Origin of the sequence: Acidovorax sp. (genome assembly GCF_034519795.1) — a bacterium.
Taxonomy (GTDB): Bacteria; Pseudomonadota; Gammaproteobacteria; order Burkholderiales; family Burkholderiaceae_C; genus Acidovorax.
Genome location: NZ_JAXHOB010000027.1, coordinates 88,389 through 101,144, shown reverse-complemented (window position 1 = coordinate 101,144; position 12,756 = coordinate 88,389). Strand labels below are relative to the sequence as shown.

At 70.2% G+C, this 12,756-nt stretch carries 9 protein-coding genes; 1 reads left to right on the top strand and 8 read right to left on the bottom strand.

Translation table 11 applies throughout. From position 1 onward, the window contains the following. Window positions 1–4 precede the first annotated feature (4 nt). From U5N23_RS28095 to gdhA, 7 genes are all read right to left on the bottom strand, one after another. The gene (locus U5N23_RS28095; RefSeq protein ID WP_322595999.1) at window positions 5–1,087 is read right to left on the bottom strand and encodes a PLP-dependent cysteine synthase family protein; all 1,083 of its coding nucleotides are present in this window, start codon (window positions 1,085–1,087) and stop codon (window positions 5–7) included. Window positions 1,088–1,128: 41 nt separating this feature from the next. Beyond that, the gene (locus U5N23_RS28090; RefSeq protein ID WP_322595998.1) at window positions 1,129–3,726 is read right to left on the bottom strand and encodes an FtsX-like permease family protein; all 2,598 of its coding nucleotides are present in this window, start codon (window positions 3,724–3,726) and stop codon (window positions 1,129–1,131) included. Window positions 3,727–3,746: 20 nt separating this feature from the next. Beyond that, window positions 3,747–4,403: an ABC transporter ATP-binding protein gene (locus U5N23_RS28085; protein ID WP_322595997.1), complete on the bottom strand. Its 657-nt coding sequence runs from the start codon at window positions 4,401–4,403 to the stop codon at window positions 3,747–3,749. Continuing rightward, window positions 4,400–5,371: a tRNA (adenosine(37)-N6)-dimethylallyltransferase MiaA gene (gene miaA / locus U5N23_RS28080; protein ID WP_322595996.1), complete on the bottom strand. Its 972-nt coding sequence runs from the start codon at window positions 5,369–5,371 to the stop codon at window positions 4,400–4,402. The genes U5N23_RS28085 and miaA overlap by 4 nt, the downstream gene beginning before the upstream one ends. Beyond that, a complete protein-coding gene (locus U5N23_RS28075) occupies window positions 5,358–6,599 on the bottom strand; it encodes a multidrug effflux MFS transporter (protein ID WP_322595995.1) in 1,242 nt (413 codons plus the stop codon). Before U5N23_RS28075 ends, miaA begins: the two co-directional genes overlap by 14 nt. A gap of 238 nt (window positions 6,600–6,837) precedes the next feature. Then, window positions 6,838–7,758 carry an alpha/beta hydrolase gene (locus tag U5N23_RS28070; protein ID WP_322595994.1) on the bottom strand — a complete coding sequence of 307 codons (921 nt, stop codon included), beginning with the start codon at window positions 7,756–7,758 and terminating at the stop codon, window positions 6,838–6,840. Window positions 7,759–7,897: 139 nt separating this feature from the next. Beyond that, window positions 7,898–9,241, bottom strand: a complete 1,344-nt coding sequence (gene gdhA / locus U5N23_RS28065) for an NADP-specific glutamate dehydrogenase (protein WP_322595993.1) — start codon at window positions 9,239–9,241, stop codon at window positions 7,898–7,900. Window positions 9,242–9,494: 253 nt separating this feature from the next. On the opposite strand from gdhA, the gene U5N23_RS28060 reads away from it, so the two are divergent. Further along, window positions 9,495–10,664: a glycerophosphodiester phosphodiesterase gene (locus U5N23_RS28060; protein ID WP_322595992.1), complete on the top strand. Its 1,170-nt coding sequence runs from the start codon at window positions 9,495–9,497 to the stop codon at window positions 10,662–10,664. Window positions 10,665–10,739: 75 nt separating this feature from the next. Here the strand turns inward: U5N23_RS28060 and mutL are convergent, their stop codons facing one another. Then, on the bottom strand, window positions 10,740–12,752 hold the full coding sequence (gene mutL, locus U5N23_RS28055) for a DNA mismatch repair endonuclease MutL (RefSeq protein WP_322595991.1): 2,013 nt from the start codon (window positions 12,750–12,752) through the stop codon (window positions 10,740–10,742). Between the last annotated feature and the right edge of the window lie 4 nt (window positions 12,753–12,756).

Below are 12,756 nucleotides of genomic sequence, written 5' to 3'. Positions count from 1 at the left end.
CACCTCAGTCCATCAGAGCCTGCACCTTGCGCTGTGCCTCGGTGCAGTCGCCGAAACTCCGGGCCACCCACTCGGGGTTGAAGTAGGTGGGCAGATAGCGCTCGCCCGCATCGCACAGCAGCGACAGGATGGAGCCCTGCTCGCCGCGCTCGCGCATCTCGCGCGCCAGCGTGAGCATGGCCACGAAGTTGGTGCCGGTGGAGGGCCCCACGCGCCGCCCGAGCAATTGCGACAGCGCCTGCATGGCGGCCACCGACTCCACGTCGGCCACCTCCTGCATGCGGTCCACCAGGGTGCGGATGAAGCTGGGTTCCACGCGCGGGCGGCCGATGCCCTCGATGCGCGAGCCGGGAGCAGTCAGCGTGGCGTCGCCCGTGCGGTGGTAGGCGCTGAACACCGAGCCTGCGGGGTCGGCCACGCACACCTCGGTGGCGTGCTGCTGGTAGCGCAGGTAGCGGCCGATGGTGGCGCTGGTGCCGCCCGTGCCCGCACCCACCACGATCCAGCGCGGCACGGGGTGGGGCTCGCGCGCCATCTGCGTGAACATGCTCTCCGCGATGTTGTTGTTGCCGCGCCAGTCGGTGGCACGCTCGGCGTAGGTGAACTGGTCCATGTAGTGGCCGCCCGTCTGTTCGGCAATGGACCGGGCCTCTTCGTACACCTGGCCGGCGCTTTCCACCAGGTGGCAGCGGCCGCCGTGGAACTCGATCTGCGCGATCTTCTCGGGCGAAGTGGTGCGCGGCATCACGGCCACGAAGGGAAGGCCCAGCAGGCGCGCGAAGTAGGCCTCGCTCACCGCCGTGGAGCCGCTCGACGATTCGACCACGGTCGAGCCCTCGCTGATCCAGCCATTGCACAGCGCGTACAGGAACAGCGAGCGCGCCAGCCGGTGCTTCAAGCTGCCCGTGGGGTGCGTGGATTCGTCCTTGAGGTACAGGTCGATGCCATGCGCGGCGTAGGAGGGCAGGCGCAGGGGAATCAGGTGCGTGTCGGCGCTGCGCTGGTAGTCGGCCTCGATGCGGGCGATGGCGGTATGCAGCCAGGTGGTGGCATGCAGGGGGGGGAGGGTCTTGTGGGCAGCAGTCATGGGGGGATTGTCTCGCACGGCCTGTCCGCCCTTCACCGTGATTACCAGTCTTCCTTGACGGCCATGACCGCGTCGCGCCCTGCGGCGGCCCGCCCGGCCAGCCAGGCAGTCACCGTGCCGGAGACCACCACGGCCGCGCACAGCGCCGCGAGGCGCCAGCCCGGGATGCGCAGGTCCATGGTCCAGTGAAAGCTCTGCGGGTTCACCACGTGCACCAGCACCACCGACACGGCCAGGCCCAGCAGCACGCCGGCGACCGCGCCCACGCCGGTCCAGGCCGCGCCCTCGGCGGCCACCACGGCCAGGACCTGGCGGCGCGTAAGGCCCAGGTGCGCCAGCAGCCCGAACTCCTTGCGCCGCGCCAGCACCTGGGCGCTGAAGCTCGCGGCCACGCCGAACAGCCCGATGCCGATGGCCACCGCCTGCAGCCAGTAAGTCACGGCAAAGCTGCGGTCGAAGATGTGCAGTGAGCGCTCGCGGATCGCGCTGGCGGACATGAACTCCAGGGGCAGCTCACCGGCTGCGCCACGGGCCGTCGCCAGGTCGCGGATGGCCTGCTGCAGCGCGGCCAGGTCGGCGCCCTCGCGCGGCCACAGGGCCAGGTCGCTGGTGCGTGCGTCGCCCGTGAGACGCAGGTAGTCCGCCCGGTCCAGCGCCACCGCGCCCGACTGGCGTGCATAGTCGCGCCAGACCCCGGCGATGAAGAAGCGCGGTGCATCCACCCGGGTGCTGAAGGCGCGCGACAGGCCATCCCACTGCATGCCGGGCGCCAGTCCATAAAGGTCCACCACCGCTTCGCTGATGTAGATGCCGATGCTGCCCGCAGGCACCGGCAGGGCCGTTCCCACCAGCGGCAACTGGCGTGCCGGGTCGGCGCCCAGCGGCCGGCTGATGAGCATGAGCGCCGGGCGCGAGGGGTCGAGCTGCAGCGGGCTGGCACGCAGCGGCTGCACGCGCGCTATGTCCGGCAACTGCGCCACGGCTTCGGCAAGGCCGGCGGGCAGCAGTGCGGCCTCGCTGCCCGCACCGCCCAGGGCCGAGCGCACGTACAGCGGTGAGGGCAGCACCCCATCGAGCCACTGCGCGACCGATCCGCGAAAGCTCGACACCATCACCGTCAGCGCCACGGCCAGGCTCAGGCTGGCCACCACGCCGCCCACGGCAATGGCGGCGCTGCCACGCATGCGGCGCGCGCGCTCCAGTGCCAGCAAGGGCAGGGGGTGCCTCGCGGCCAGCGGCTGCAGGCGTGCCAGCAGCGCCGCCATGCCGCGCGGCAGCAAGGCGATGCCGCCCACCAGCAACAGGGCAATGGCGCCATAGGCGGCCAGCGGAATGCCGGCCACGGGTGGCGCGAACGACAGCGCCACGCCTGCCGCCACCAGGGCCAGGCCCACGGTGCCCCGGTCGGCCCTGGCGGTGGCACTGCCCAGGCCCTTGAGGGTCTGCGCGGGTGGCAGGCTTTGCGCCGCGCGCGCGGGCCACCAGCCACCGGCCAGTGCGGCGGCGATGCCCAGCGCGCCATAGATGGCCGCCGCCGGTGCACTCCATTGCAGCGCGGGCTGCACGCCCGCGAAATAGCCGCCGCCCAGGTCCCCGCCCAGCAGGCGCAGCGCCGCTGCGGCCAGGCCCGTGCCCAGCGCGATCCCGGCCACGCTGCCCACCACCCCCAGCACCGCCGATTCGGCCAGCACCAGGGCCAGGCGCTGGCGCGGCGTGGCACCGAGCACGGCCAGCAGCGCGAACTGCGGCCCGCGCTGCGCGACGCTGAGTGCCAGCACCGAGAACACCAGGAAGGCGCCCGTGAACAGCGCCACCAGCGCCAGCACCGTAAGGTTGACGCGGTAGGCGCGCGACAGGTTGCTGATGCGCTGCGCCGCATCGCCGGGCTCGGCCAGCAGGGCCTGGGCCGGCCAGCCGGGCAGGGCGCGCAGGCCCTGCGCGAAGGCCGTGCGGTCGGTGCCGGTCTGCAACTGCAGGTCGATGCGGCTCAACTGCCCGCTGCGGCCGAACAGGTCCTGCGCGGCGCCGATGTCCATCACCGCCAGCGGCGCGCCGCCCGCGCCCACTGTGCCGGCCACGCGCACCGCCAGGCGCTGCTGGCCGGTGTGCAGCGTGATCTGCGGCAACGGGGCGTTCGCATCGGCCGGCGCGGTGGTTGGCAAACCGAGTGCCTGCAGCGCCGAGGCATTGAGGAACACCGTGGCGGGCGAGAACAGCGCAAAGCGGTCTGCCTGGGCCCAGGGGCGCGGCATGAGTGCCGGGGCCACGGCGGGCAGCAGCAGGGCATCGGCCCCCAGCACCCGCAGCGGCACGCGCGCGGCCTGGGCCCCCGAGGCCTCTGCGGGCGCCGCCACGGCCGACAGCTCCAGCATCGGGCTGGCCCGTGCCACCTGCGGGTGCGTGGCGATGCGTTCGTACAGGGCCTCGTCCAGGTGGCCCTGCATGGCGCGCAGCTCCAGGTCGGGCTGGCCGTTGACGGCACGCACCGCCTGCGAGAACTCGTCCAGTGCCGAGGCATTGATCACATGCACCGAAAACGCCAGCGCCACGCCCAGCATCACCGCGATCACGGCCGCCAGGCTGCGCCAGGGGTGGTGGCGCAGGTCCTGCCAGGAGAAGGTGCGCAGCAGGGCAAGCATGGCGGGCTGTGGCGGCGGTGTCAGCCCGCGCCGATGCCGTGGCTGGTGAGCCGCAGCACCCGGTCCGCGCGTGCAGCGGCCGCGTCCGAATGCGTGACCAGTACCAGCGATGCGCCGTGCTCGCGCGTCTGCGCGAGCAGCAGGTCCATCACCAGTGCAGCCGTGGTGGGGTCCAGGTTGCCGGTGGGCTCGTCGGCCAGCAGCAGCGCAGGGCGGTGCACCAGCGCACGGGCAATGGCCACACGCTGCAACTGGCCGCCGCTGAGCTGCTGCGGCAGGCGCGCACCCAGTTCCGCCAGGCCCACGGCGGCCAGCATGTGCTGCACGCGCGCGCCATCGTTCTGGCCCAGCAGCATCAGCGGCAGGGCCACGTTCTGCGCCACGTCCAGGTGCGGCAGCACGTGGAAGGCCTGGAACACGAAGCCCACGTGCGCGCGCCGCCACAGGGCGCGCGCCGTGTCGTCGAGCGTGCCCAGGTCGGTGCTGCCGTGCGTGATGCGCCCGGTGTCCCAGGTGTCCAGGCCCGCCAGGCAGTTGAGCAGGGTGGACTTGCCCACCCCCGAGTCACCCACGATGGCCACGAACTCGCCGCTCTGCACGGCAAAGTCGACACCGGCAAACACCGTGGCCTCGCCATAGTGCTTGCCCAGGCCGTTGACGTTGAGCGAGGCCGTCATGGCGCGGCGGCATCCAGCCGTGCCAGCACGGCCTGCACCAGCGCGGCCGTGGCATCGGGCTGGTCGCAGGCGATGGCATGGCGCGCGGGCATGCTGCGCAGCCAGGTGATCTGGCGCTTGGCGAGCTGGCGCGTGGCGGCAATGCCGCGCTCGCGCAGGCTGTCCATGGGGAAGGGGCCGTAGAGGCTTTCCCAGGCCTGGCGGTAGCCTACGCAGCGCATGGAGGGCAGGTCCGGGTGCAGGTCGCCGCGCGCGTGCAGGGCTTTCACTTCGTCCAGAAAGCCCGCCTGCAGCATGGCATCGAAGCGCTGGGCGATGCGCGCGTGCAGCCAGGCGCGGTCCCCGGGCTCCAGGCTGAACAGGGCGGTGCTGGCCGCCACCGCGCTCGGGGCGCGGTCCTTGGCCGAGTGGAAGCTCGACAGCGGCCGGCCCGAGACATGCCAGACCTCCAGCGCGCGCTGGATGCGCTGGCTGTCGGCCGGGGCCAGGCGCGCGGCGGTGACCGGGTCCACGCGCGCGAGTTCGGCATGCAGCGCGGGCCACCCCTGCTCGGCGGCCTGGGCCTCGATGCGCTCGCGCACCGCAGGGTCGGCAGCCGGCATGTCGTCGATGCCATCGAACAGCGCCTTGAAGTACAGCATGGTGCCGCCCACCAGCAGCGGCAGCGCGCCGCGCGCGCGGATCTCGGCAATGAGCCGGGTGGCGTCTTGCACGAACTCGGCCGCGCTGTAGGCCTGCAGCGGGTCGCGGATGTCGATCAGGTGGTGCGGTACGGCGGCCAGTTCGTCGCTGCTGGGCTTGGCGGTGCCGATGTCCATGCCGCGGTAGACCAGGGCCGAATCCACGCTGATGATCTCCACCGGCATGCGCGGCGCCAGCACGGCGGCCAGCGCCAGGGCACCCGCCGTCTTGCCCGAGGCCGTGGGGCCGGCCAGCGCGATGGTTCGAAGGTGGTCAGGCGCGCTCACCGGGATCTCCGAACTTCTGCACCAGCGTCCACGAGATCAGGGCCAGCACCACCGACCAGAACCAGATGCCGTTGACCAGCGGCCACACCGTGCCATCCAGGCGCAGGCCCAGCCAGGCGCCGATGCCGAAGGCCGCCAGCATCATCATGAAACCGTTGAGCGCCGAGGCCACGCCGGCGGCCTGGGGAAACGGCCCCACGGCGCCGCTTTGCCCGCAGGGCTGGTGGATGCCATGGGCCAACATGAACAGGTAGAACGGCAGCAGCAATGCCCAGGGCTGGTGCCAGCCCATGAAGGCGACCAGCCCCATCAGCGTGCCGCCTGCCAGGCTCAGGCCGCCCGCAATGGCCACGGAGCGCTTGAGGCCGAAGCGCACCAGCAGCCCCCGGCACAGAAAGGTGCCCGCAAAGTAGGCCACGCAGGCCGATGCCATGGCCCCGCCGTACTGCGTGCGCGACAGGCCCAGCACGTCGATGAACACGAAGGACGAGGACGCGAGGAAGGTGAACAGCCCGCCATAGGTGGCCGTGGTCTGCAGCGAAAAGGCCCAGAAGGTCGGGTGGCGCAGCACCTGCAGCCAGGTGGCCACCAGGGTGCGGGGCTGCAGGGCGCGCGGGTTGCGGTGTGCCAGGGTCTCGGGCAGGCGCAGGGCCACCAGGGCCAGCGTGGCCACGGCATACACCGTGAGGGCCGAGAGCGAGGCCCGCCAGCCCAGCCACTCGGCCAGCAGGCCGCCCAGGGGCGCGCAGATGCAGGCCACGAAGCCCAGTCCGGTGAGCGCCTTGGACATGGCGCGCGCACCCTCCAGCGGGGTGTACAGGTCGCGCACGATGGCGCGCGCACACATCACCACCGAGCCCATGGCCGCCCCCTGGGCGATGCGCCACAGGATCAGCAGCGACATATTGGGTGCCAGCGCGCTGCCGATGGAGGCCACGGTGTAGATGGCCAGGCCCGCCAGCAGGATGGGCCGGCGGCCGAAGCGGTCCGACAGCGGGCCCCAGACCAACTGCGAGCAGCCGAAGGCCAGCAGCAGGCCGCTGAGCGTGAGCTGGGCCGCGGACACGGGTGCACCCAGGCTGCGCGTGAGGGCGGGCAGCGCCGGCAGGTACAGGTCGGTGGTGACGGGCTGGATGCTCAGCAGCAGGGCCAGGATCACGATGGCCAGTGCCGGGGCGATGGCAGCGGGCGCGGCCGGCTGACCGGCGGTGGCGAAGGGGGCAGACATATCTGTCTGAGCGTACCAGATGGGTCGGGACAAACCCGCAGACGGGGCTTTCGCGCCGCTGGCACGGCATTGGCATGGGCACGCCGCTGCAGGGCGCGGGCCTGAACGCCACGGCCCGGCTACAGCCTCCGCAACCAGGGGTGGGGGCTGCACAACGCCGATGGCGCCCATGAGGAGGCCTCAGGCATCCATGGGCAGATGGTGCATGTGAACCCGGCGGTCACCCAGGCGCTCACGCTCAAGGCGTGGTCGGCGCTGGCGCAGGCCGTTCGGCGTTGAGGCCCACGAGGGGCGCGAGGTGCGCGGAATCGCCCTCGTAGCCTGGGGGCGTGAGCCGGAACAGCGAGACCAGGGCCTCGCGGTAGAGGTCCATGCCCACATCGTTGGTGTTGTGGTGCGAGCCGCCTTCCACCAGCACGAAGCGCTTGGGCTCCTGCGCGGCCTCGTACAGCTTGCGTCCGAGCGCCGGGGCGATCAGGCTGTCCCGGCTGCCGTGCACCACCAGCAGGGGCGAGCCGATCTGGGGCACCTTGCGCACCGATTCGAAGCGCTGGGTGATCAGGGCCGACACCGGCAGCCAGCCCCATTTGAAGGTGCTGAGCACGTCGGCGATGCTGGTGAAGGTGCCTTCCACCATCACGCCTTTTTCGTCCTGGACTTCGCGGGCCAGGTCGATGGCGATGGCGCCGCCCAGCGAGTGGCCGAAGAGGTAGCGCGGTGCCTGGGGGTGGCGCTGGCCCAGCCAGTCCCAGGCGGCGCGCGCGTCCTCGGCGGCCATGGCCTCCGAGGGCAGGCCGGCGCTGCTCTGGCCGAAGCCCCGGTAGTCGATGGCCAGCACCGAAAAGCCCAATGCGTGCATGCGCCGGATGCGGGGCGAGGAGCCCGCCACGTTCCAACGCGCACCATGCAGGTACAGCAGCACCGGCGCATCCGCCCGCTCGGCGGGCATCCACAGCCCGTGCAGGCGCTCGGCCTTGTCCGTGGCGCGCGATGCGAAGTCGATCCACACGTCCTGCATGCCTTCGGTGACCCCCGTGCCGCCCCAGCTGCGGTTGCTGGGCTGGAAGATCCATTCGCGTTGCTTGGCATCCAGGGTGGAACAGCCAGCGCTGACCGCCAGGGCCAGCACCAGGGAGAGCAGGAGGGCGGTGCGTTTCATTGCAGGAACTGACTCGCGTGCGTGCAGGAAAGTTCTGATTTCCGTTGCACGCATCGTGCCTGTTACGCCAAAGGAAGGCCCTGCCTCCCTTTTGTTACCTATTTCCCGCTTCTGGCGGGATTTTGGGCGCTGTTGATGGTTACACCACGCCCTGCGCCAGCATCGCGTCGGCCACCTTCACGAAGCCCGCCACGTTGGCACCGTCCACATAGCTCACGCTGCCATCGGCGCGCTTGCCGTAGCGCAGGCAGGCGGCGTGGATGCCTTGCATGATCTGCAGCAGGCGCGCATCCACCTCTTCGCGCGGCCAGGACAGGCGGGCCGCGTTCTGGCTCATCTCCAGGCCCGAGGTGGCCACGCCACCCGCGTTGCTGGCCTTGCCGGGTGCGTACAGCACGCCCGCTGCCTCGAAGGCCTTGGCGGCCTCGATGGTCGAGGGCATGTTGGCGCCCTCGGCCACGCAGACCACGCCGTTCTGGATCAGCACGGCCGCGTCGTCCGCGTCCAGCTCGTTCTGGGTGGCGCAGGGCAGGGCCACATCCACCGGTACATGCCAGGGGCGCAGGCCGGCCTCGAACTTCGCGCCGGTGCGGGCCGCGTAGTCGCTCACGCGGCCATAGTGGTGGTTCTTCACGTCCATCAGGATGGCCAGCTTCTCGGTGGTGAAGCCTTCCTCGTCGATGATGGTGCCGCTGGAGTCGGACACCGTGACCACCTTGGCGCCCAGCTCCAACGCCTTTTCCACCGCGTACTGCGCCACGTTGCCCGAGCCGGAGACCGACACGCGCAGGCCGTCGAAGCTGCGGCCTTTCTGCTTGAGCATCTCGGCCGCGAAGTAGACCGTGCCGTAGCCCGTGGCTTCGGGGCGCACCAGCGAGCCGCCAAACGACAGGCCCTTGCCCGTGAACACGCAGTCGGACCGGTTGCTGAGCTTCTTCATCATGCCGGCCATGAAGCCCACCTCGCGCCCGCCCACGCCGATGTCACCGGCCGGCACGTCCGTGTCCGCGCCCACATGGCGGAACAGCTCTGAGACGAAGGCCTGGCAAAAGCGCATCACCTCCCCGGGGCTCTTGCCCTTGGGATCGAAGTCGGAGCCGCCCTTGCCGCCGCCCATGGGCAGGGTGGTCAGGGCGTTCTTGAAGGTCTGCTCGAACGCCAGGAACTTGAGCACCGACAGGTTCACCGAGGGGTGAAAGCGCAGGCCGCCCTTGTAGGGGCCGATCGCCATGCTGTGCTGGATGCGGTAGCCGCGGTTGACCTGCACCGTGCCATGGTCATCCACCCAGGCGACGCGGAACATCACCACGCGCTCGGGCTCCACCAGGCGCTCCAGCAGGCCATGCTCGGCGTAGCGTGGGTGCTGGGCGATGAAGGGCCACAGGCTTTCCATGACTTCTGTGACAGCTTGCAAAAACTCGGGTTGATGGGGGTTGCGCTGCGCCACCTGCGCAAGGAAACTGCCAGCGGACTCGTACTTCATATCAGAGAAAGGCTTTCTTCAGGGAGGAGGAAAAGGCCTGGCGGAAATGGCCAGACCCGCGGTTATGTCAAAAAGTCATCAACTCATGTGTGCAAATGCACAATCGTGGGGATTATGACGGCTGTGTTGCTTCAATGTGGTGCGAATCCCCTGGCTTCAATCACTGAAATGCCCTGTAATGGGGCGTCATGGTCCTGTCACAAGCGGGCCCCACAGTTCGGCGATTCCAATTCCACAACACGAGGAGAAGACGATGCACATTCATGGTGCGAAAGCCGGTTCATTGGCCCTTTTGGCGGCCGTGGCACTCACGGCCTGCGGTGGTGACAACGATTCCAAGTACCCCACGCTCAACGGCGCCACGCCCCTGGTCGTCGGCCACCGTGGCGCCAGCGGCTACCTGCCCGAGCACACGCTGGAGAGCTACCGCCGCGCCATCGAACTGGGTGCCGACTTCATCGAGCCCGACCTCGTGGCCACCAAGGATGGTGTGCTGATCGCGCGCCACGAGCCCAACATCACGGCCACCACCGACGTCTCGCAGCGCCCCGAGTTTGCCAACCGCAAGACCCAGAAGACCGTGGACGGCCTGAAGGAAGAAGGCTGGTTCGCCAGCGATTTCACCCTGGCCGAGATCAAGACCCTGCGCGCCATCCAGCCCATGGCCGACCGCGACCAGTCGAACAACGGCAAGTTCCAGATCCCCACCTACGAGGAGATCATCGAGCTGGCCAAGACCGAAGGCGCCAAGGCCAACCGCACGGTGGGCGTGTACACCGAGACCAAGCACCCCACCTACCATGTGGGCCTGAACCTGGCGCTCGAAGACCGCCTGCTGTCCATCCTGGCCAAGAACGGCTACACGGCCAAGAACTCGCCGGTGATCATCCAGTCGTTCGAGGTCTCGAACCTCAAGTACCTGCGCAGCAAGACCCAGGTGCGCCTGGTGCAGCTGGTGGACGCGGACGACGTGAAGGCCGACGGCAGCATGTCGCTGGTGGCCCCCTACGACAAGCCGTACGACTTCGCCGTGGCCGGCGATGCCCGCACGTTCGCCAGCCTGCTGACCCCCGCCGGTCTGAAGGAAGTGAAGACCTACGCCGACGGCATCGGCCCCTGGAAGCCCTACCTGATTCCTTCGAAGCAAGTGGATGCCAACAATGACGGCAAGGCCGATGACCTGAACGGCGATGGCCTCATCGACAACCGCGACCGCGTGATGATGCCCCCGACCGACGTGGTGAAGAATGCCCACGCAGAAGGCCTGTTCGTGCACCCCTACACCTTCCGCAGCGAGCCCAAGCAGCTCGCCTCGGACTTCAAGGGCGACCCCAAGGCCGAGTACAAGCTGTTCTTCAACCTGGGTGTGGACGGCCTGTTCAGCGACTTCCCCGACCAGGCCAAGGCTGCACGCGACAATTGAGCCTGCGCACTGTCTGCGACAAGCCCGCAGTCTGCGGGCTTTTTTCGTTGTGGCGCGCTGGCCGGGTGGGATGGATCAGCGCCCGCGCAGGAACAGCGCGTCCAGCTCGCGCATGGACAGCTGGCGCCAGGTGGGGCGGCCGTGGTTGCACTGGTCGGAGCGGTCGGTGGTTTCCATCTGGCGCAGCAGGGCGTTCATCTCGTCGATGGTGAGCCGGCGGTTGGCGCGCACGGCGCCATGGCAGGCCATGGTGCCCAGGATCTCGTTGCGCGCTCGCTGCACCACCGTGGTGGCGTCGTGCGCGGCCAGCTCGGCCAGCACGCTGCGCGCCAGCTCCACGGCATCGCCCTGGGCCAGCGTGGTGGGCACGGCGCGCACGGCCAGGGTCTTGGGCGAGAAGGGCACGACCTCCAGGCCCAGCATGGCCAGCACGTCCACCGAGGCCTCGGCCGTTGCCACCTCTTCGGGCGTGGCCGCAAAGGTGGCGGGGATCAAGAGGGGCTGGCTGGCAATGCGTGCGCCGCTGTCCACCTGGGATTTGAGGCGCTCGTAGACGATGCGCTCGTGCGCGGCGTGCATGTCCACGATGACCATGCCCTGGGCGTTCTCGGCCAGGATGTAGACACCATGCAACTGCGCCACGGCCCGGCCCAGGGGCCAGGCGGATTCCTGGCCGTCGCGGCCCACGGGCAGGGGGGCGTCGCCCGAGGTGCGTTGTGGGAAGGTGGCAGGCGCCGCCGCAGCCATGCTGCCGGCACCGGGCGCCGGGCGTTCGGCGACCACCGCGTCGGCCTGTGCCGCAGGCGCGGTGGCCGAGCTGTTGAATCCGGTGAGGGGGGCCGGGGTGGCGGCAGGCGGCGTGCCCCACAGGGCCTGCAGGTCCGTCACGCGGTGGCCCACGGGCTCTTCGAAGCGCATGGCCGACTGGGCGCGCCAGTCGGGCAGCGGCGACTTGGCCAGGGTGAAGGAGGCTTGTTCGGTGGCTGCAGGTGCCGTTTCCGCTGCCAGGGCGGCAGCGGCCAGGGCGGCGGCACGGGGCGCAGCCAGTGCATTCTCCACCGCATGGCGCACGGCCTGGTGCACCTCGCGGCTGTCGCGAAAGCGCACCTCGATCTTGGTGGGGTGCACGTTCACGTCCACGCGGGCCGGGTCGATCTCCACGTACAGGGCATACACCGGCTGCTTGTGGCCGTGCAGCACGTCTTCATACGCGCTGCGCGCCGCGTGTGTGAGCACCTTGTCGCGCACGAAGCGGCCGTTCACATAGCAGTACTGGTGGTCGGCGCGCGAGCGCGCCGCATCGGGCAGGCCGGCGCGGCCGGTCACGGTGACGGCGCCCGAGCGGTGCTGCACGGCCACCGATTGGGTCACGAAGTCCTCGCCCAGCACGTCGGACAGGCGCCGGGCCAGCGCATCCTGCGCGTCGCTGCCCTGGCCGGGCACGAAGGTGGCGCGCCACTGCTCGACCAGCTTGCCCTCATGCCAGATGGCAAAGCCCACATCGGGCCGGGCCAGCGCATGGCGGCGCACGGACTCGATGCAGTGCGCGAGCTCCGTGGAGTCGGTCTTGAGGAACTTGCGCCGCGCAGGGGTGGAAAAGAACAGTTCCTTCACCTCTACCGTCGTACCCGTGCTGCGGGCCGCAGGGCGCAGCTCGCCACTGCGCGCATCGAGCAGAAAGGCCGTGGCCTGGCTGGCCGGGCGCGACAGCAGCGACATCTCGGACACCGAGGCCACGGCGGCCAGGGCCTCGCCGCGAAAGCCCATGGTGGCCACGGTCTCCAGGTCCGTGAGGTTGGTGATCTTGCTCGTGGCATGGCGGCGCAGCGCCACCGGCAGCTCTTCCTGAGGAATGCCGCCGCCATCGTCCTCCACGGTGATCAGGCGCACGCCGCCGGCCGACAGGCGCACGGTGACCTGGGTGGCGCCAGCGTCCAGCGCGTTGTCCACCAGCTCGCGCACCACGGAAGCGGGGCGCTCGACCACCTCGCCGGCCGCGATCTGGCTGATGAGCTCGTCGGGCAGGTCGCGGATGGGGCGGCGGGCGGGGGTGTCGGCGCTGGGGGAGGGCAGGGTGGTGGAGGTCACCCGA